The organism is Streptomyces sp. NPDC056161, assembly GCF_042268025.1.
In the GTDB taxonomy this organism is placed as follows: Bacteria; Actinomycetota; Actinomycetes; order Streptomycetales; family Streptomycetaceae; genus Streptomyces.
The window spans coordinates 130,323-149,134 of sequence record NZ_JBHJUV010000022.1; the positions used below are offsets into that span (position 1 = coordinate 130,323).

General features: G+C 72.8%; 15 protein-coding genes. 4 read left to right on the forward strand and 11 right to left on the reverse strand.

Annotation, left to right across the window (positions count from 1 at the left end):
- Positions 1 to 135 precede the first annotated feature (135 nt).
- From ACFC09_RS21775 to sucC, 3 genes are all read right to left on the reverse strand, one after another.
- Positions 136 to 1,698, reverse strand: coding sequence for an aldehyde dehydrogenase family protein (locus ACFC09_RS21775; RefSeq protein ID WP_376530767.1), 1,563 nt, complete (start codon positions 1,696 to 1,698; stop codon positions 136 to 138).
- 175 nt (positions 1,699 to 1,873) lie between these two features.
- Complete coding sequence (sucD, locus tag ACFC09_RS21780) at positions 1,874 to 2,773, reverse strand: succinate--CoA ligase subunit alpha (protein WP_376530770.1); 900 nt, start codon at positions 2,771 to 2,773, stop codon at positions 1,874 to 1,876.
- Positions 2,774 to 2,788: 15 nt separating this feature from the next.
- Positions 2,789 to 3,919, reverse strand: coding sequence for an ADP-forming succinate--CoA ligase subunit beta (sucC, locus tag ACFC09_RS21785; protein WP_376530773.1), 1,131 nt, complete (start codon positions 3,917 to 3,919; stop codon positions 2,789 to 2,791).
- Positions 3,920 to 4,015: 96 nt separating this feature from the next.
- Between sucC and ACFC09_RS21790 the strand changes: the two genes are divergently transcribed.
- From ACFC09_RS21790 to ACFC09_RS21805, 4 genes are all read left to right on the forward strand, one after another.
- On the forward strand, positions 4,016 to 4,540 hold the full coding sequence (locus ACFC09_RS21790) for a hypothetical protein (protein WP_376530775.1): 525 nt from the start codon (positions 4,016 to 4,018) through the stop codon (positions 4,538 to 4,540).
- 5 nt (positions 4,541 to 4,545) lie between these two features.
- Complete coding sequence (frc, locus tag ACFC09_RS21795; RefSeq protein WP_376530777.1) at positions 4,546 to 5,778, forward strand: formyl-CoA transferase; 1,233 nt, start codon at positions 4,546 to 4,548, stop codon at positions 5,776 to 5,778.
- 4 nt (positions 5,779 to 5,782) lie between these two features.
- Positions 5,783 to 7,927: an acetate--CoA ligase family protein gene (locus ACFC09_RS21800; protein ID WP_376530780.1), complete on the forward strand. Its 2,145-nt coding sequence runs from the start codon at positions 5,783 to 5,785 to the stop codon at positions 7,925 to 7,927.
- A 117-nt stretch (positions 7,928 to 8,044) separates the two neighbouring features.
- Positions 8,045 to 9,433, forward strand: a complete 1,389-nt coding sequence (locus tag ACFC09_RS21805) for an OFA family MFS transporter (protein ID WP_376530783.1) — start codon at positions 8,045 to 8,047, stop codon at positions 9,431 to 9,433.
- Positions 9,434 to 9,621: 188 nt separating this feature from the next.
- Here the strand turns inward: ACFC09_RS21805 and ACFC09_RS21810 are convergent, their stop codons facing one another.
- From ACFC09_RS21810 to ACFC09_RS21845, 8 genes are read right to left on the reverse strand one after another with little or no spacing between them, the layout of a single operon-like run.
- Positions 9,622 to 10,791 (reverse strand): sugar phosphate isomerase/epimerase family protein, encoded by a 1,170-nt coding sequence (locus ACFC09_RS21810; protein ID WP_376530785.1) that lies wholly within the window; start codon positions 10,789 to 10,791, stop codon positions 9,622 to 9,624.
- Positions 10,788 to 12,212 carry a nucleotide pyrophosphatase/phosphodiesterase family protein gene (locus ACFC09_RS21815; protein ID WP_376530788.1) on the reverse strand — a complete coding sequence of 475 codons (1,425 nt, stop codon included), beginning with the start codon at positions 12,210 to 12,212 and terminating at the stop codon, positions 10,788 to 10,790. The genes ACFC09_RS21810 and ACFC09_RS21815 overlap by 4 nt, the downstream gene beginning before the upstream one ends.
- Positions 12,209 to 13,378 (reverse strand): metabolite traffic protein EboE, encoded by a 1,170-nt coding sequence (eboE, locus tag ACFC09_RS21820; protein ID WP_376530790.1) that lies wholly within the window; start codon positions 13,376 to 13,378, stop codon positions 12,209 to 12,211. The genes ACFC09_RS21815 and eboE overlap by 4 nt, the downstream gene beginning before the upstream one ends.
- Positions 13,379 to 13,381: 3 nt before the next feature.
- Positions 13,382 to 14,230 carry a TatD family hydrolase gene (locus ACFC09_RS21825; protein WP_376530793.1) on the reverse strand — a complete coding sequence of 283 codons (849 nt, stop codon included), beginning with the start codon at positions 14,228 to 14,230 and terminating at the stop codon, positions 13,382 to 13,384.
- A complete protein-coding gene (locus ACFC09_RS21830; protein ID WP_376530795.1) occupies positions 14,230 to 14,922 on the reverse strand; it encodes an EboA domain-containing protein in 693 nt (230 codons plus the stop codon). Before ACFC09_RS21830 ends, ACFC09_RS21825 begins: the two co-directional genes overlap by 1 nt.
- Positions 14,919 to 16,136 (reverse strand): sugar phosphate isomerase/epimerase family protein, encoded by a 1,218-nt coding sequence (locus tag ACFC09_RS21835; RefSeq protein WP_376530798.1) that lies wholly within the window; start codon positions 16,134 to 16,136, stop codon positions 14,919 to 14,921. The genes ACFC09_RS21830 and ACFC09_RS21835 overlap by 4 nt, the downstream gene beginning before the upstream one ends.
- On the reverse strand, positions 16,133 to 17,545 hold the full coding sequence (locus ACFC09_RS21840) for an SCO3242 family prenyltransferase (RefSeq protein WP_376530800.1): 1,413 nt from the start codon (positions 17,543 to 17,545) through the stop codon (positions 16,133 to 16,135). Before ACFC09_RS21840 ends, ACFC09_RS21835 begins: the two co-directional genes overlap by 4 nt.
- Positions 17,539 to 18,810: an inositol-3-phosphate synthase gene (locus ACFC09_RS21845; RefSeq protein WP_376530802.1), complete on the reverse strand. Its 1,272-nt coding sequence runs from the start codon at positions 18,808 to 18,810 to the stop codon at positions 17,539 to 17,541. Before ACFC09_RS21845 ends, ACFC09_RS21840 begins: the two co-directional genes overlap by 7 nt.
- Positions 18,811 to 18,812 lie beyond the last annotated feature (2 nt).

The window sequence follows — 18,812 nt, forward strand, 5'->3', positions numbered from 1 at the left end:
TTTCGGGGTGGCTTTCACCTGCGTTTCCGTGACCTGAGCTGGGGTTGTGGCCGTGTCGACGGGGCCCATCGGGGGTCACCGTGTGTGTCCGGGCCTACGCGTGGGGTACGCGCGCGGGCCCGGACACGACGTGGGTCACGGCATGAGCTGGTAGTCCGGGAAGTTGCCGGGCAGCCGCTCGCCCGCCGGGCCCTGGGTCACCGCCCTGACCAGCAGTTCGCCGCCCACGAACGCGCCGCGCCACGACGCTCCGAAGCCGCCGAACAGTTCGTCGCGGTCACCGCGGGAGCGCGGCTTGCCGTGGCCGATCTTGAACGCGCGGATCTGCGGTGCGAGGCGGTCGTAGGTGGCCCGGTCGTCGGTGGCCAGGGTGGCGACCAGGGCGCCGTTCGACGCGTTCATGGCCGCGAGCAGTTCCGCCTCCGTGTCGACCAGCACGATGGTGTCGACCGGTCCGAACGGTTCCGCGTGGTGCAGCGGGGACGAGGGCGGGGGGCCGAGGAGGGTGACCGGCTGGACGTATGCCGAGGTGTCCTGGCCGGGCAGGAAGTGGGCGTCGGCCGGCCTGCCGCGGTGCAGCGGTACGGCGCCGCGGTCGATGGCCTCGTTGACCTGGTCCTGGAGTTCCTTGGCCTTGGCCGCGTTGATCAGCGGGCCGAAGTCCAGTTGCGGGTAGGGGTCCTCGGGATGCTCGACCGCCAGGGGGTGGCCGACCTTGACGGTGCGGACCGCCGGGAGGTAGGCCGCGAGGAAGTCGTCGAAGAGTGAGCGCTGCACGACGAAGCGGGGGTAGGCGGTGCAGCGCTGCTTGCCGTAGTCGAAGAGCTTGGGGACGACGGCGGTGAGGGCGTCCCAGTCGGTGTAGTTCCAGATGCCCCAGGTGTTCAGACCTTCTTGTTCCAGTACGTGCCGCTTGCCGAGGTCGGCGACCGCGGTGGCCACGGCGGCGCCGGTGTCGCGGCCGCCGACGAAGGAGACACAGCCGATCTCGGGCGCCCGTACCAGCGCCTCCGACAGTTCGCCGCCGCTGCCGCTGACGAGGGTGACGGGGATGCCCTCGCGGGCGGCGAGCGCGGCGGCCAGGGTGAGGCAGGCGACCCCGCCGTCGGTCGGGGTCTTGGCGATCACCGCGTTGCCCGCCAGTGCCTGGACCAGCATGGCGTGGACGAGCACGCTCATCGGGTAGTTCCAGCTGGCGATGTTGGACACCGGGCCGTCCAGCGGGGTCCGGCCGGCGACCATCGGTTCGATGCCGTCGACGTACCAGCGCACGCCGTCGATCGCCCGGTCGACGTCCGCCTGGGCGAGCCGCCAGGGCTTGCCGATCTCCCAGACGAGCAGCAGGGCGAGCAGTTCGCGGTGCTCGGTGAGCGCGTCCAGGGTCGCGGAGACGCGGGCGCGGCGCTCTTCGAGCGGGACGTGGCGCCAGGCGCGGTGCTGGTCGAGGGAGGCGCGTACGGCCTGGTGGGCGGTGGCCCGGTCGAGGCGCGGCACGCCGGCGATCGGGCTGCCGTCGACCGGGCTGGTCGCGGGCAGGGCGTGGCCGTCCGGCTGCCAGGCGGCGGCCCACAGGTTGCGGACGCCGTCCTCCTGGAAGGCTTCGGGGGCTACGGCGAGGCAGCGCTGCCAGGCGTCGTTCCAGGACGTGCCGGACTTCAGGGTGAGGGTTCGGTGGTTCGGAGTGGGGCTGGTTGCCATGGGGTGGGCTCCGCTCTCGGTGCACAGTCGGGCGGGGTGGGACAGGGACGTTTCCCGTGGTTGAGCCGGCCGCACCGCCGGCTCGGACGGGAGGAGGACGCGAGCGGCGGGACACGGCCTCGGAAGGGGCCGGGAGCGTCGGACGCGTCGGAGGGTGCGGGGTGCTCGGCCGGGTTCAGCCGCAGACGGCGTCACCGCGTGCTGTCAGCGTCTTGAGCACCAGTCGAGCTGTTTCGGTGGGGGTGCCGCCGACCCGGACACCGGCTGCCTCAAGGGCTTCCTGTTTGGCCCGCGCGGTGCCGGAGGAGCCGGAGACGATCGCACCCGCGTGACCCATGGTACGGCCCTCGGGTGCGGTGAATCCGGCGACGTAGCCCACGACGGGCTTGGTGACGTGCTCGCGGACGTACGCGGCGGCGCGTTCCTCCGCGTCTCCCCCGATCTCGCCGATGAGGATGATCAGCTCGGTGTCGGGGTCGTCCTGGAAGGCGGCCAGGCAGTCGATGTGGCTGGTGCCGACGACGGGGTCGCCGCCGATGCCGACACAGGTGGAGAAGCCGATCTCACGCAGTTCGTACATGAGCTGGTAGGTCAGTGTGCCGGACTTGGAGACCAGTCCGATACGGCCGGGTTTGGTGATGTCAGCGGGGATGATGCCGGCGTTCGACTGTCCGGGGGTGATCAGCCCCGGACAGTTGGGGCCGATGATCCGGATGCCCTTCGTCCTGGCGTGGGCGGTGAACACGACGGAGTCGTGGACCGGGATGCCCTCGGTGATGACGACGGCGAGCCCGATTCCGGCGTCGACGGCCTCCAGCACGGCGGCCCTGGCGAAGGCGGGCGGTACGAAGACGACGGTGACGTCGGCTCCGGTCGCCTCGATGCCCTCGCGGACCGTGCCGAAGACGGGGACGGCCCGGTCGGCGAAGTCGACGGTCTGTCCCGCCTTGCGCGGGTTGACGCCGCCGACGACGTCGGTGCCCGCGGCCAGCATCCGGCGGGTGTGCTTCATGCCCTCGCCGCCGGTCATGCCCTGGACGAGGACCTTGCTCTCCTTGGTGAGGTAGATGGCCATGGCGTCCCTGTCTCCTTAGGCTGCGGCGGCGAGCCGGGCGGCATGGGCGGCGGCGCCGTCCATGGTGGTGGCCTGCTGGACCAGCGGGTGGCCGCGGTCGTCGAGGATCGATCGGCCGCGCGCCGCGTTGTTGCCGTCGAGCCGGACGACGAGCGGTTTGGTCAGCCGGATCCTCTCCAGGGCCTGCACGATGCCGTCGGCGACCGCGTCGCAGGCGGTGATCCCGCCGAAGACGTTGACGAGGACCGACCTGACGGCCGGGTCGGACAGGATGACCGCCAGTCCGTCCGCCATGACCTGTGCGGAGGCTCCACCGCCGATGTCGAGGAAGTTGGCCGGGCGGGCGCCGCAGCCCGCGACCACGTCGAGGGTGGACATGACGAGGCCGGCGCCGTTGCCGATGATGCCGACCTCGCCGTCGAGCTTGACGTAGTTGAGGCCGCGGGCGGCGGCCACGGACTCCAGCGGGTCGTGGTGGTCGGTCTCGTCGGCGCCCCAACGGGCCTGCCGGAAACGGGCGTTGTCGTCCAGGGTGACCTTGCCGTCGAGGGCGAGGAGCCGGCCCTGTCGGGTGCGCACGAGCGGATTGACCTCGACGAGCAGGGCGTCCTCGCGGACCAGTACCTGCCACAGCCGGACGAGGACGTCCACGGCCTGTGACGGCAGCCCGGCCGCCGCGACGATCTCGGCGGCCTTCGCCGAGGTGACGCCCTCGGCCCGGTCGACGGGGATCCGGGCGACCGCCTCGGGGCGGCTCGCGGCCACTTCCTCGATCTCCATGCCGCCCTCGGCGGAGGCGATGGCGAGGAAGCCGCCGGCCGTCCGGTCGAGTACGTAGGAGACGTAGAACTCGTTCTCGATGTCGACGGGTTGGGCCAGCATCACCTTGCCGACCGTGTGCCCCTTGATGTCCATGCCGAGGATCTGCCGTGCGGTCAGCTCGGCGGCGGCCGGGTCGGCGGCGAGCCTGACCCCGCCCGCCTTGCCGCGGCCACCGGTCTTCACCTGGGCCTTCACCACCACCTTGCCGCCGAGCCGGCGGGCGATCTCGCGGGCTTCCTCGGGCGAATCGGTGACCTCCGCCCTCGGCACCACGATGCCGTGTTCCTCGAAGAGTTCCCTTGCCTGGTGTTCGTACAGGTCCATAACCGGCTCCTGTCCTAAAAGTGCCGCACGCCCCCTGGACACCACCCACCGGATGCGGGATAACAAGCTTCATACAGTATCCGTCGACTGTATGCAATGTACCGCGAGAGAGCCACACCCCTCATGAAGGGACCGGACTTCGCCATGCCCGACGACGCCGACGAGGCGATATCCCCAGGTCATCCCGGAGCCCAGTCGCTGTGGGCCGAAGCCGTCGACCGCATCCGCACCCCGTGCGGCGGCCACGTCCTCGACCGCCACGACGGCAGCGCCGACGAGGGCCCCGAGATCGCCGACGCGGGGGACGTCCGGTCCGCCGGGCACACCGCCGACGGCCGCGCGCGCGTCATCGGCGAGCCCGGCCGCACGGCCGTCGCCGCGGGTCCGAGGACCACGGACCCCGCCACCGGTGCCGCGGGCGCCTGCCACGCAAAGTCCCGTACGACACGTTCGCGCAGCCGCCCGGGGGCCACGGCCAGGAGATCCGTGCCGGGGCCGGCGCCGGCCCGGTGCCGCGGCGGTCCCGGGAGCCCCGGGAGAGCCGCCGCCGATCGACGTCCGGGCCGCCCCGGACGCGCACGCCCCCGGATCCATGAATCCCGACCCGTACAAGTGAGGTGAGCCCGGTGACCACCAAGGCACTCGACGGCATCCGCGTCCTGGACATGACGCACGTCCAGTCCGGGCCCTCCGCGACCCAGCTGCTCGCCTGGCTCGGCGCGGACGTCGTCAAGCTGGAGGCCCCGACCGGTGACATCACGCGCAGGCAGCTGCGTGACCTGCCGGACGTCGACTCCCTGTACTTCACGATGCTCAACTGCAACAAGCGCAGCATCACCCTGAACACCAAGACCGGGCGCGGCAAGGAGATCCTGACCGAGCTGATCCGCCGCAGCGACGTCATGGTCGAGAACTTCGGGCCGGGCGCGGTCGACCGGATGGGGTTCACCTGGGACCGCATCCAGGAGATCAACCCGCGGATCGTCTACGCCTCCATCAAGGGCTTCGGCGAGGGCCCGTACACCGCCTTCAAGGCGTACGAGGTCGTCGCGCAGGCGATGGGCGGTTCGATGGCGACCACCGGCTTCGAGGACGGCCCGCCGCTCGCGACCGGCGCGCAGATCGGCGACTCGGGAACGGGCGTGCACGCCGTCGCGGCGATCCTCGCCGCCCTGCTGCAACGCGAGCGGACCGGCCGCGGCCAGCGCGTGAACGTCGCGATGCAGCACGCGGTGCTCAACCTGTGCCGGGTCAAACTCCGCGACCAGCAGCGCCTCGCACACGGCCCGCTCGCCGAGTACCCGAACGAGGACTTCGGCGACGAGGTCCCCCGCTCGGGCAACGCCTCCGGCGGCGGCCAGCCCGGCTGGGCCGTCAGATGCGCACCCGGCGGACCCAACGACTACGTGTACGTGATCGTGCAGCCCGTCGGCTGGCAACCGCTCAGCGAACTGATCGGACATCCGGAGCTGGCCGACGACCCGGGGTGGGCCACCCCCGAGGCGCGGCTGCCCAAGCTGGACAAGATGTTCCAGCTGATCGAGGAATGGTCCTCGACGCTTCCCAAGTGGGAGGTGCTGGAGAAGCTGAACGCGCACGACATCCCGTGCGGGCCGATCCTGTCGACGCAGGAGATCATCGAGGACGACTCGCTGGTCGCCAACGAGATGGTGGTCACCGTCCCGCACCCCGAGCGCGGCGAGTTCGTGACCGTGGGAAGCCCGCTCAAACTCTCCGACTCACCCGTCGACATCACCGCCTCCCCGCTGCTCGGCGAGCACAACGAGGAGATCTACATCGGCGAACTCGGCTTGGGTGACGAGGAGTTGCGCCTGCTCAAGTCGAACGGAGTGATCTGACGTGATGGCCGAGGACCGGGCGGTGAAGGTGCGGGCGCTGCTCGACGCGGTGCGTGCCGAGGGACGCACCGCGCTCACCGCCCCGGAGGGCAAGGTCATCGCCGACGCGTACGGCATCGCCGTACCGGGCGAGGAACTGGCGAAGGACGTCGACGAGGCGGTCGCGCACGCGGCGCGGTTCGGCGGACCCGTCGTGATGAAGATCGTCTCGCCCGACATCCTGCACAAGACCGACGCGGGCGGGGTGATCGTCGGCGTCGAGGGCGCGGCGGACGTACGGGATGCCTTCCACCGGATCGTGGAGAACGCACGCGCCCACGACGCCGCCGCCCGGATCGAGGGCGTGCAGATCCAGGAGTTGCTGCCCAAGGGGCAGGAGGTCATCGTCGGCGCGGTCACCGACCCGACGTTCGGCAAGGTGGTGGCCTTCGGGCTCGGCGGTGTGCTGGTCGAGGTGCTGAAGGACGTCACCTTCCGGCTCGCGCCGGTGGACGCCGACGAGGCGCTGTCCATGCTGGACTCGATCCGCTCGGCGGAGATCCTGCGCGGGGTGCGCGGGCAGGCGGGCGTGGACCGGTGGGCGGTCGCCGAGCAGATCCGCCGGGTCTCCCGACTGGTCGCGGACTTCCCGGAGATCGCCGAGGTGGATCTGAACCCGGTGATCGCCACGGCCCAGGGAGCGGTCGCCGCGGACATCAGGGTGATCATCGCGGACAAGCAGCCGCAGCCGCGCCGCACCTACTCGCGTGAGGAGATCCTCACCTCCATGCGGCGGCTGATGCAACCGTCGTCGGTCGCCGTGATCGGTGCCTCCAACGAGCAGGGCAAGATCGGCAATTCGGTCATGCGCAACCTGGTCGACGGCGGCTTCCGCGGGGAGATCCACCCGGTGAACCCCAAGGCCGACGACATCCTGGGCCGCAAGGCGTACCGGAGCGTCGCGGACATCCCCGGTGAGGTGGACGTCGCGGTCTTCGCGATCCCCGCGAAGTTCGTGGCCGCCGCGCTGGAGGAGGTGGGGTGCAAGGGGATCCCCAACGCCGTGCTGATCCCCTCCGGGTTCGCGGAGACCGGTGAGCACGAGTTGCAGGCCGAGATCGTGGCGCTGGGCGAGCGGTACGGCGTCCGGCTGCTCGGGCCCAACATCTACGGCTACTACTCCACCTGGCAGGACCTGTGCGCGACGTTCTGCACGCCGTACGACGTCAAGGGCGGGGTGGCGCTGACCTCGCAGTCCGGCGGCATCGGGATGGCCATCCTGGGGTTCGCGCGCACCACCAAGACGGGCGTGTCGGCGATCGTCGGTCTCGGCAACAAGTCGGACCTGGACGAGGACGACCTGCTGACCTGGTTCGGCGAGGACCCGCACACCGAGTGCATCGCGATGCACCTGGAGGACCTGAAGGACGGCCGCGCGTTCGTCGAGGCGGCGCGCGCGACCGTGCCGAGGAAACCCGTCGTGGTGCTGAAGGCGGGCCGTACGGCGGCCGGCGCGAAGGCCGCAGGGTCGCACACCGGGGCGCTGGCCGGCGACGACGCCGTGTACGACGACATCCTCCGCCAGGCAGGTGTCATCCGGGCGCCGGGCCTGAACGACATGCTGGAGTACGCGCGCGGGCTGCCGGTGCTGCCCACGCCCCGGGGCGACAACGTGGTGATCATCACGGGGGCGGGCGGCAGCGGTGTGCTGCTGTCGGACGCGGTGACGGACAACGGCCTGTCCCTGATGGAGATCCCGCCGGACCTGGACGCGGCCTTCCGGACGTTCATCCCGCCCTTCGGGGCCGCGGGCAACCCGGTGGACATCACCGGGGGCGAGCCGCCGTCGACGTACGAGGCGACGATCCGGCTCGGAATGGAGGACCCGCGGATCCACGCGCTGGTCCTCGGTTACTGGCACACGATCGTCACGCCGCCCATGGTGTTCGCCGAACTGACCGCGCGGGTGGTGGCGGAGTTCCGGGCGCGCGGCGTCGAGAAACCCGTCGTCGCGTCACTCGCGGGCGACGTCGAGGTCGAGGAGGCGTGCCAGTACCTGTACGAGCACGGCGTGGTGGCGTACCCGTACACGACGGAGAAGCCGGTCGCCGTGCTGGGTGCGAAGTACCGCTGGGCTCAGGCCGCGGGGTTGTTGGGGGGCGGTTCATGAGGTGAGCGAGGAGGGGCCGGCCGACGGTGCGCCGGCCGGCCCCGGGACCCGAGCGCGCACGAAACGCATTGGACAGGGGGCGCTGGCCAGAGCTTTCGACGCAAGGGGAATCGAGACATGACAACCACCGACCACTCCACTGCCGTCCCGTTCCGGGAGGTGGCGGACCGCAACGGCCGCGTGTACCGGATCGGCGAGTCCGATGTCGACATCATGGGGCGCTCGCGCAAGTGGATGGTCATCCTGCCCTGGGTGGGCATGATGGGCATCAGCTCCGCCGAGTACGCGTTCACCTCGGCGGAGGACACACTCCACGACGCGCATCTGTGGAGCAGCGGACACATCTTCTGGCTGATGGGCGTCTGGGTGTTCTTCCAGGCGGCCGTGGCCTTCCCGGCCGGACAGCTGCGGGAGAGCGGCAGGCTGCCCGCCCGTACGGCCATGCTGATCGGCGCGGTCGGCACCATGCTGGGCTACCTGTCGCTGGCGTACGCGCCGAATGTGCTCGTCGCCTATCTAGGCTTCGGCATGTGCAGCGGTATCGGCGCCGGTCTGGTCTACGCGACCTGCATCAACATGGTCGGCAAGTGGTACCCGGAGCGCAAGGGCGGCAAGACCGGCTTCGTCAACGGCGGTTTCGCCTACGGGTCCGTGCCGTTCGTGTTCCTCTTCACCTCGTACATGGATCTGGGCAACTACCAGACGGTGCTGGCCGCGGTGGGCGTCGGCCTGTGCGTCATGGTGGCCGCCGCGGGCTGGTTCTTCCAGGACCCGCCGAAGAACTGGTGGCCGCCGCAGGTCGACCCGCTGAGGGCGACCGACGACCCGCGCATCCGCCGGGCACTGGAGAAGAACCCGCCGGCCGTGAAGCAGTACACGCCGAAGGAGGCGGCGCGCACACCGGTCCTGTGGATGATGTGGTTCTGTCTGCTGTGCACGGCCGGCATCAACATCTTCGGCATCGCCTTCCAGGTCCCGTTCGGCAAGGACATGGGCTTCGCGGGCGGGATCGTGGCCACGGCGATGTCCCTGAAGGCGATCGTCAACGGCACCGGACGCGGCGTCATCGGCTGGATATCCGACCGCTACGGGCGCCGCAACACACTGATCATCGTGTGTCTGGTGCTCGGTACCGCGCAGTTCGGCGTGCTGGTCTCCGGACAGATGGGCAGCATGCCGTTCTTCCTGTTCTGCTCGATGGTCTCCGGCTTCGGCGGCGGGGCGATCTTCCCGCTGTTCGCGGCGATGACGGCGGACTACTTCGGTGAGAACAACAACGCCAGCAACTACGGCATGGTCTACAGCTCCAAGCTGGTCTCGGGCCTCGTCGGCTCCGGCATGGGCTCGGTCGTCGTCGCCGCGTGGGACTACCACGGCGCGTTCGTGCTGGCCGGCTCCATCGGTCTGGCCTGTGCGGTACTCGCGGTCTTCCTCAGAGCACCGGGCAGGCCCGAGGTCCGGCGCATCGCCCCCAACCCACAGCCGCTCGGCGAGGAGATGGCCTGACATGACGGCAGCCCCGCCGGCCACCGGCTCGTCGGCCGGTGGGGTGTCGCTGCTCGCGGCGTGTGTCGCGCTGCCGCCGGTACGGGGTCCGCGTGCCGTCCCGCGGCCGGCCGGCTGAACCACCGGATCCGCCAGGAGGCCCTCCCCCGGCCGTGGGGAGGGCCTCCTGGGTATCCGTGCGGTGGGTGTTACTTCCGGCGCAGCGCGGCGAGGTTCTGGTAGCCGATGCGCGCGTGGTCCAGGGACTGGGCCGGGTCGGTGGAGCTGGGCGCGTTGTCCTGCTCGACCATGGGGTTGTGGTAATTGCTCCGGCCCACGCGGGAGAAGAACGTCGTGTAGTCGATGACTCCGGTGCCGAACGGGACCATGTCGTAGCCCTCGCCGCTGGTGGTGTTGGCGACTCCGTCCTTGGCGTGGAACAGCGGGTAGCGCTTGTTGTGGCGGGCGACCAGGCCCGCAGGGTCGAAGACCTTCTCACGGGTGGAGCCGTCGGGAGCGGTGTAGGTGCGGAACTTGTACTGGGCCACGTGCGCCCAGTAGATGTCCATCTCCAGCCAGATCAGCTTGGGGTCGGTGACGGACAGGAAGTACTCCAGCTTGCGGACGCCGGAGCTGCGGGTCGGGCGGCCCTGGGCGTCGAGCGGGCCGCTGTCGAGGAGGAAGCCGTAGGCGGCGTCGTGGTTGTGCGTGTACAGCTTGATCCCGGCGCGGCGGGCGATCTCGCCGAGGGCGTGCCACTTGTCCGCGGCCACGTCCCAGTCGGCCCGGTAGGAGCTGCCGGTGGGGTCGCCACCGGTGCCCATGTGGTCCATGCCGAGGATGTTCGCGATCTCCAGGTGCTTCTTGAAGGTGTCCACGTCGGCGGTGGTCAGCGGCCAGGAGCCGGGGATGAAGCCGTGGTTGCCCTGGGCGCGCAGTCCGAACTCGTCCAGCCAGCGGCGCAGCAGCCGGGCACCTTCGACGTTCTCCAGGTTCGCGCCGCCGGGCGCGTTGGGGTGCTGGCCGTACCCGGCGAACTCGACCTGCCGGTAGCCGAACCGGGCCAGTTGCTCGAACACGGACCGGAACCCGGAGGGCAGGCTGGTGGCGAGCGGGTCGCGGCCGGTGGCGTCGCGGACGGTGTACAGGATGAGGCCGCGCTTGTCGGCGGGAACGAGCAGTTGCCCTCTGCCGCCCTTCCCGGAGGTCTGGACGGCGGGCGCCGCCTGGACGGGTGCCGCGCCGAACACGGGAGCGGCGACGGCACCCGCCGCGACGGCGGTACAGGTGCTCAGGAAGCCGCGGCGGCCGATGCCGAGTGCGCGGCGCAGGGGTTCGTCGGTGCCGGTGCCGGTGACGGTGGTGTCGGTGTCGTTCACGGGTGCCTCTCTCTGGACCGTTGGTCCGATAGGCCCGCCAGGGCGAGCAGCAGGGACTTCACGTCGGTGGCCGCGATGCGGTCTCCGACGGCGCGGGGGGTGGAGCACAGGAGGAGCGGACCGTCGTCGTCGCTCGCGGGAAGGCGGCCGTGGCTGCCGCGCACGGGTGAGGCGTCGAGGGGCACGACCGCCATCCGGTAGCGCATGCCGAGCTTCTTGCGGGCGAGCGCGGTGGCGGCCTTGGCCTTGACGTAGGGGTCGAGCGGGTCCATGAACAGCTCGGCCGGGTCGTATCCGGGCTTGCGGTGGATCTCGACGAGCTGCGCGAAGTCGGGTGCGCGGTCGTCGTCGAGCCAGTAGTAGTACGTGAACCAGGCGTCCGGCTCCGCCACGGCGACCAGGTCGCCGGCGCGCGGGTGGTCGAGGTGGTGGGCCTTCTTGCCCTCGTCGTCGAGGAGCAGGTCGATGCCGGGCAGGCCGTCGAGCGCGGCCCGGGTGGCGTCGAGGTCCTCGGCCCGGCGCACGTACACGTGGGCGATCTGGTGGTCGGCGACCGCGAAGGCACGGGAGGCCGTTGGGTCGAGGTATTCCATGCCGGCCTGGGTGTGCACCTCCAGCAGACCGGCCCGGCGCAGCGCCCGGTTGATGTGCACGGGGCGGTCGGCGCGGGTGATGCCGTACTCGGACAGGGCCACGACGGTGCGGCCGGCGGCGCGGGCGTCGTCCAGGAGCGGGGCCACGGCGGTGTCCAGTTCGGCGGCGGCCCGGTGCGAGCGCGGGTCGTCGGGGCCGTAGCGCTGGAGGTCGTAGTCGAGGTGCGGGAGGTAGCAGAGGGCCAGGTCGGGGGTGCGGGTGCGCAGGATGTGCCGGGTCGCGTCGATGATCCACTGGCTGGAGGCGAGGCCGGCGCCGGGTCCCCAGTACGAGAACAGCGGGAACGTGCCCAGTTTCTGGGTGAGTTCGTCGTGCAGGGCGGCGGGGCGGGTGTAGCAGTCGGGTTCCTTGCGTCCGTCGGCGTAGTAGACGGGGCGCGGGGTGACGGTGAAGTCGGTGTCGGCGCCCATGGCGTACCACCAGCCGATGTTGGCGACGGTGTAGCCGGGGTGGGCGCGGCGGGCGGCGTCCCACAGTTTGTCCCCGGCGACGAGGGCGTTGTGCTGGCGCCACAGCAGGACGTCGCCGAGTTCCCGGAAGTACCAGCCGTTGCCGACGATGCCGTGCTCGGACGGCATGGTGCCGGTCAGCAGGGTGGACTGGACGGAGCAGGTCACGGCGGGCAGGACGGTGCCGAGCGCGGCCCGGGAGCCGGACCGGCCGAGCCGTTTGAGGTGCGGCATGTGGTCGAGGAGGCGGGGGGTGAGACCTACCACGTCCACGACGAGCAGCGGGGTGGGGTCCGCGGTGGCGGGCGCGGCGCTCATGGCAGCTCCTTCAGGCCGAGGTCGGTCAGCAGGTCGCGGGCCAGCGTGAGTTCGGCGGCGATGCCGTCGGCGAGCCGGCTGCGGTCGCGGGGGCGCAGGTCGGGCGGCAGGGCCTGCCAGGTGTAGGTCTCGACCTCCAGGTGGCGGGTGAGCGGGTGCGGGCCGCCGACGAGCCGGGCCAGGGCGGTGCGCAGCACCGGGAGGGTGGCGGTCAGGGGTGCGGCGGGGGCCGCGTGCAGCGGGACGTGGAAGTGGGACCGCCAGGGCGCGGTGTCGGGCAGCGCGTCGCCGTGGACGGCCTCGCCGAGGTCGTCGGTGCCGCGCAGGCCGGTGCCGGTGAGGGTACGGGTCTGGTGCAGGAAGCGGGGTTCGGCGAAGGCCGCGAGGGCCTCGCGGACCTCGGGGAGCCGGGGGTCGGCGGCGTGCAGGGCGGCGGACAGCTGGGACTTGACGACGCGGACGCCTGCCCGGGTGAGCCCGTCCAGGGCGGTGTCCGGGTCCTCGAAGGAGGTGGCGAGGTGGCAGGTGTCGACGCAGATGCCGATGCGGTCGTGGCCGATCGTGGTGAGCGGGCCGATGGCGTCGGCGGTGGTCTCGACGATGCAGCCGGGTTCCGGTTCCAGGCCGACGCGGACGGAGCGGCCGGTCAGCTCCTGGAGGGCGTCGAGGCGTTCGGCGAGGGTGCGCAGGGCGGCGCGGGCGGTCTGAGCCCGCTGCTCGTCCCAGTGGGTGCGCCAGGCGAGCGGCAGGGTGGAGACGCTGCCTTCGGTGACGTCGTCGGGCAGCAGCCCGGCGAGCACCCGGGCCAGGGAGGTGGTGTGCTCCAGGCGTTCGGGGTCGGCCCAGTCCGGTTTGTAGACGCGGTACTTGACCTCCTCGGCGCCGAAGCCCTGGTACGGGAAGCCGTTGAGGGTGACGACCTCAAGGCCGCGCCGGTCCAGTTCGGAGCGGAGGGTGCGCAGCGCGGCGGGATCGGTGACGAGGGCGTGGGCCGCGTCCCTGGCGAGCCACAGGCCGATGCCGAGCCGGTCCCGGCCGAGCCTGCGGCGTACGGGTTCGCAGTGGTCGCGGAGCTGGGCGAGGACGCCCTCCAGGGTTTCGGCGGGGTGCACGTTGGTGCAGTAGGCGAGGTGGACGGTGGTGCCGTCGGGGTGCCGGAAGCGCATCGGTCACTCCCCGCCGCGCAGGATGCTGTTGCCCTCGTGGGTGGTGCCGGCCCGGCCGGTGTCCAGGCTCAGTCGGCCGCTGAGCCCGTAGAACGCGACCGGGTTGTGCCACAGGACCTGGTCGACGTCGTCCGCGGAGAAGCCCTCGGCGAGCATCAGGTCGCCCACCTTGCGGGTCTTGAGCGGGTCGCTCCTTCCCCAGTCGGCGGCGGAGTTCACCAGGACCTTCTCGGGCCCGTAGGAGCGCAGGATGGCGACCATCCGCTCCTCGTCCATCTTGGTGTCCGGGTAGACGGAGAAGCCGAGCCAGCAGCCGCTGTCCTTGGCCTCCTTGACGGTGGTCTCGTTGAGGTGGTCGACCAGGACCCGGCTCGGGGGCAGCGCGGACTCCCGGACCACGTCGAGGGTGCGGCGCAGCCCGGCGAGCTTGTCGCGGTGCGGGGTGTGCACGAGCGCGGGCAGCGCGTGGTCGGCGGCGAGTTGGAGTTGCAGGGCGAGTGCGGTGTCCTCGGCCGGGGTCATCGAGTCGTAGCCGATCTCACCGACCGCCACGACCCGGTCCTTGACGAGGTACCGGGGCAGTGCGTCGAGGACGGGCACGCACCGCGGGTCGTTCGCCTCCTTGGGGTTGAGGGCGAGCGTGCAGTGGTGGGCGATGCCGTACTGGGCGGCGCGGAAGGGTTCCCAGCCCAGCAGCGAGTCGAAGTAGTCGAGGAAGGAGGCCGGTGAGGTACGGGGCTGGCCCAGCCAGAAGGCGGGCTCGACGACGGCGCGGACGCCCGCGGTGTGCATGGCCTCGTAGTCGTCGGTGGTCCGGGAGGTCATGTGGATGTGGGGGTCGAAGATGCGCATCAGGACTCCTTGCCGTGGGGGTCGTCCGTGCTGTGCGGCGGGGTCTCGGCGCCGGTCAGGGTCAGCACCCGGTACAGGTCGTCGGGCACGTGCCGGCCCGCGGCGGTGCGTTCGGCGGCGTAGTCGTCGAGCATGCGGGCGAGTTCCGGGTCTCCGTGGGCGCGGCGGGCGAGGTCGGCCACCTCGGCGACGGGCACGCCGGTGAACAGGCATTTGAGTACGGCGTGCCGCCAGGCGTGGGCGTCCAGGTGGCGGGCGGCGTAGGGGCCTACGGCGGCGGCGAGGAGCCGGGTGTCGTTGGTGCGCAGCGCGTCCTCGACGAGCGGGAGCGCGCCGGTGTCCGCCACCAGGTGGGGCAGGGCGTGCAGGACCGCGCGGCGTTCGTCGGCGGTGCCCTGCCGGTAGACGCGGGTGAGGGCGTCGGTGTCGGGGCGGGCGGCGTGCAGGACGAGGACGCGGGCGGCGTCGGCGTGGACGGGTCCGCAGCGCCGGCCGGCCTCCGCGAGCCGCAGTTCCCAGGCGGGGACGGGGCCGTGGGTGTCGGGGGGTGCGGTCGCCTCGTCGAGGGCTTTCTCCAGCCAGGAACGGGCGGTGGTGTCGAGCCGGGCGTGCAGCAGGGTGCGCAGTCGGTCCGGCGGGGTGTGCGCGGGGCCGGCCACCGGGGTGTCCGGTGCGGGGGGCCGGGTGGTCATGCGGGGCTCCCTTCGGGGGTGGCGGAGGGCTCGCCGGCGGGCCGGGCGGGGTGCGGGGACCCCGGGAGCCCCGGGAGCCCCGGGGACCCCGGGGACCCCGGAGACGCGGCCGTGGCGGCGGTGGCGGCGGTGGCCGCCCGGCGCAGGAACGGGAGGGCGAGGGATGCCTGGTGGGGCCCGGCGTGGGAGTGGCGGGGCAGTTCGACGACGGTCAGGCCCCGGTAGCCGGTGGCGGCGAGGGCGGCGAGGACGGGCGGGAAGTCGATCTCGCCGTCCCCGAAGGGCAGGTGCTCGTGGACTCCGCGCCGCATGTCCTCGATCTGGACGTGGCGCAGCCAGGGGGCGGCGGCGCGTACGCAGTCGGCGGGCGGGAGGGGTTCGAGGCACTGGCAGTGGCCGATGTCGAGGGTGAGGCCGAGGGGTTCGGGGTCGCCGAGCGTGCGGCGCAGGCGGTGGAAGTCGGCGAGGGTGGCGAGCAGATGGCCGGGTTCGGGTTCCACGGCGAGCGGGACGCCCGCGTCGGCGGCGGCGTCCACGACCGGCGCCAGGGACTGGGCCAGCCGTTGCCAGGCCGTGTCCGGGTCGGTACCGGCCGGGGTGATCCCGCTGAAGCAGTGCACGGCGTGCGCCCCGAGGTCGGCGGCGACCCGCACGGCGCGCAGCAGCAGGTCCACGCGGCGGGCGCGGGCCGTGGGGTCGGGGTCGAGCAGGGAGGGGCCGTGCTTGCGCCGGGGGTCCAGGACGTAGCGGGCGCCCGTCTCCACGGTGACGTCCAGGCCGAGTTCCGCCAGGCGGTGTGCGACGCGGCGGGTGCGGGCGCCGAGGTTCGGGGCGAGGGGGTCGAGGTGCATGTGGTCGAGGGTCAGGCCGAGGCCGTCGTAGCCGAGGTCGGCGAGGAGCGCGAGGGCGTCGTCGAGGCGGAGGTCGGTGAGGCCGTTGGTGCCGTATCCGAAGCGGAGCGGCCGGCCGCCGGGGGGCGGGGTGGGGGGTGTGCCCGCCTGGGCGGCAGGGGCATGACAGGCGGGGGTGGAGGTGAGGGGGGCGGCGGAGGCAGAGGCGGAGGTGGGTTCGGCTTTGGGTTCGGGTCCGGGGGTGGGGGCTGTGGATTCTTCGGGTGCGGACACGTCGTGGCTGGGCGCGCGGTTCCGCGCGCCCCTGAGGGGCGCTGAGGAGCCGGTGTCGAGATTGCTCGGGACCGTGGGTCGGGGGCTCATGTGACGCTCACCTTCTTTGCGAAGCGGCGGGCGAGCGGTGCGAGGGTCGCGGTCAGCAGTGCGCCGACCGGGGCACCGGCACGGGCGCAGAGCGCGGCCTGGAGGGGGATGGTCGCGCGGATGCCCCCGCCGACGGCTCGCTGGGTGAGCTGGGGAGACGGATTGAGCGCGGCGTGGAAGTAGGGCCGGCCGGCCGTGACGGCGTAGGCGGTGCCCAGGGCGGCCCGCAGCACCTCGGACACGGCGCCGGTGGCGCGGCCGGACGTCGGTGGGGAGGTGCCCGACGGGCCGGGGGTGGCTGCATCACCCCGGCCCGCCGGACGGCGGGGGGAGCCTGGTTCTCGGAGGCCGCCGAGGACCGTGGCGTCAGGCGCGAGCGGTGGGGGCACCAGGGCGGCTGCCGCACCCGCGGCCGCCCGAAGGCGCGTCACGGCACGCTCTCGACCGCCGCCGACGACCACGGCGTCGGCGGCGGTCGGCGGGGACGCGGAGGGGGCCGGACCTGGCCGTGACCGGGTCAGCGGCAGCGCGAGGGCGACGGTGGTGGCCAGTGCCGCCAGCGGGGCCAGGGGCGAGCCGCCGGTCGTCTCGCGCCGGGACACCGCCGTGACCGCCAGGGTGTGGCTGCTCAGCAGCGCGGCGGAGGGCAGCGCGCCACGGACCGCGTCCGGGGTGGCGCGGGTGGCCGCTGCGCCGAGCAGCAGGTCGAGGCCGCGGGCCGCCGCCATCGCCGCGGGGCCCGCCGGGGTGCGTTTGAGGACCAGGTCGTACGCCCACACGGTGGCCGCGAGCGAGGTGGCGACGGCGAGTGCGGGGCGCCCGGCGCGGGCGGCCAGGGCGAGGCCCGCCGCGGTGGCGGCGCCGGCCGCCGCGAGGGCCGCCGACGGCCTGATACGGCCGGACGGCAGCGGGCGGTGCGGGCGTTCGAGGGCGTCCTCGTCGCGGTCGGCCCAGTCGTTGAGGGCCATGCCCGCCTCGTACAGGCACAGCGAGGAGCCGATGGCCAGCAGGGTGCGGGGACCGGGGCGCGCCGACACCGCGGCGGCACCGGCCAGGGCGTCACCGGGCACGGTGAACAGCGCGGGCAGCCGCAGCAGTTCGGCCCAGGCCCGCAGGGGTGAACCGGAAGGAGCCGGCCGGGCGGGCCGACCGGCGGGCTGCTGTCGAGGCCGGTCCGGGCGGGTCTCGGCGGTGTCGTCGTCCGGGTCGGGCCGGGAGCCGGGTGCCCGTCCGGTCCGCTCCGGCCGGCCCTCGGCGGCCCCGGCCCCCCGGGGGGTCCCGAGGTGCCGCGCGCCCACGTCGGCCACGGACCGGGCCGGCGGCCCGCCGGCCGCTCCGGCCTCCCGGCCGCGCTCGGCCGACCGTCCCGTCCCCGCGAACCGGCGGAACAACGCCAGATTCCTCAGCATCCCCGCCCCTCCGCATCCACCGCGTCCACCGCGTCCACCGCGATCCCCGCATCCGCCACGTCCGTCACGACCTCCGCGGCCCGCGCGCCCTCCGCGGCCTGCGTGTCCGCCCCGTCCACCGCAGACTCCGCAGACTCCGCGGCCCGCGCGCCCTCCCGGAGCCGCTGAGCGAAGCCGGTCAGGGCCGTGTACTGGTCGCCGAGGGCCGACGGGGCGTCGCCCAGTGGGTCCTTGAAGTAGAAGGCGAGGTCGGTCAGGGGACCGGTGTGGCCCTGCTCGTGGGCGCGGAGCGTCAGACGGGCGAGGTCGAGGACCAGGGGGGCGGCCAGCGCCGAGTCGCAGCCCTGCCAGACGGTCTGCAGGATCATCCGGGTGCCGAGGAAGCCGTCGAAGGCGACGTGGTCCCAGGCGGTCTTCCAGTCGCCGAGGGCCGGTACGTCGTCGATGTGCACCTCGCCCTGCGGGGTGCCGCCGAGGGTGTCGGCGAGGACCCGTTCCTTGCCGGCGTTCTTGGCGGCGGCAGCCGCCGGGTCGGCCAGGGCGGCGCCGTCGCCGCCGCCCAGCAGGTTGGTGCCGGACCAGGCACGGACCGCCAGCGCCCGCTGCGCGAACATCGGGCCGAGGACCGAACGCAGCAGGGTCTGGCCGGTCTTGCCGTCCCGGCCCGCGTACGGCAGTCCGCTGTCCGCGGCCGCCTTGGCCAGGGCCGGATGGTGCAGTCCGGTCGACGGGGTGAAGTTCACATAGGGGCAGCCGGCCCGCAGGGCCGCCGCCGCATACAGCGAGCTGGGCGGCAGCGCGGCTCCGGTGGCGACGGGCTCGGTGGACGCCACGTTCACCACGACGGCCCCGGTCAGTTGGTTGCGTCGTACGAAGTCGGCGATGTCCGCGGCGAAGGCGGCGATCACCTCCGTGGCGTCCCGGGTGTCTCCCGGGGCCGGGCCGCCGGGCCTGATCTCGGCGTCGGCGGCGGCGAGTTCGCCCGTGACGGCGGCGGGCAGCCCGTGCGGCAGGACGCCGCCGGCCGCCAGTTGCTCGGCCCGCTTGGGCAGCGGGCAGCCGGTCACGTCGTGCCCGCCGAACACCAGCGAGGCGAGCGGTGGCAGGCCGCAGTCGGTGAACAGGGGAGTCTCGGTGACCATTCCGGTCGGCGGGTGCAGTCCGGCCGCCACGGCGGCGCAGCCCGCGACCACGGTGGTGGCGACGGAACCCCGGGCGCCGATCAGCCAGATTCCCATACGGTTTCGGGGAAGGGACGCGGACATGG

Bases quoted from the DNA above. Each gene is read 5' to 3' on its own strand.
- sucC (WP_376530773.1), bottom strand. From the start codon at position 3,919: ATGGACCTGTACGAACACCAGGCAAGGGAACTCTTCGAGGAACACGGC.
- ACFC09_RS21830 (WP_376530795.1), bottom strand. From the start codon at position 14,922: ATGACCACCCGGCCCCCCGCACCGGACACCCCGGTGGCCGGCCCCGCG.
- ACFC09_RS21825 (WP_376530793.1), bottom strand. From the start codon at position 14,230: ATGCGCATCTTCGACCCCCACATCCACATGACCTCCCGGACCACCGAC.
- eboE (WP_376530790.1), bottom strand. From the start codon at position 13,378: ATGCGCTTCCGGCACCCCGACGGCACCACCGTCCACCTCGCCTACTGC.
- ACFC09_RS21790 (WP_376530775.1), top strand. From the start codon at position 4,016: ATGTACCGCGAGAGAGCCACACCCCTCATGAAGGGACCGGACTTCGCC.
- ACFC09_RS21845 (WP_376530802.1), bottom strand. From the start codon at position 18,810: ATGTCCGCGTCCCTTCCCCGAAACCGTATGGGAATCTGGCTGATCGGC.
- ACFC09_RS21840 (WP_376530800.1), bottom strand. From the start codon at position 17,545: ATGCTGAGGAATCTGGCGTTGTTCCGCCGGTTCGCGGGGACGGGACGG.
- ACFC09_RS21835 (WP_376530798.1), bottom strand. From the start codon at position 16,136: ATGAGCCCCCGACCCACGGTCCCGAGCAATCTCGACACCGGCTCCTCA.
- sucD (WP_376530770.1), bottom strand. From the start codon at position 2,773: ATGGCCATCTACCTCACCAAGGAGAGCAAGGTCCTCGTCCAGGGCATG.
- ACFC09_RS21800 (WP_376530780.1), top strand. From the start codon at position 5,783: ATGGCCGAGGACCGGGCGGTGAAGGTGCGGGCGCTGCTCGACGCGGTG.
- ACFC09_RS21805 (WP_376530783.1), top strand. From the start codon at position 8,045: ATGACAACCACCGACCACTCCACTGCCGTCCCGTTCCGGGAGGTGGCG.
- ACFC09_RS21775 (WP_376530767.1), bottom strand. From the start codon at position 1,698: ATGGCAACCAGCCCCACTCCGAACCACCGAACCCTCACCCTGAAGTCC.
- ACFC09_RS21815 (WP_376530788.1), bottom strand. From the start codon at position 12,212: ATGAGCGCCGCGCCCGCCACCGCGGACCCCACCCCGCTGCTCGTCGTG.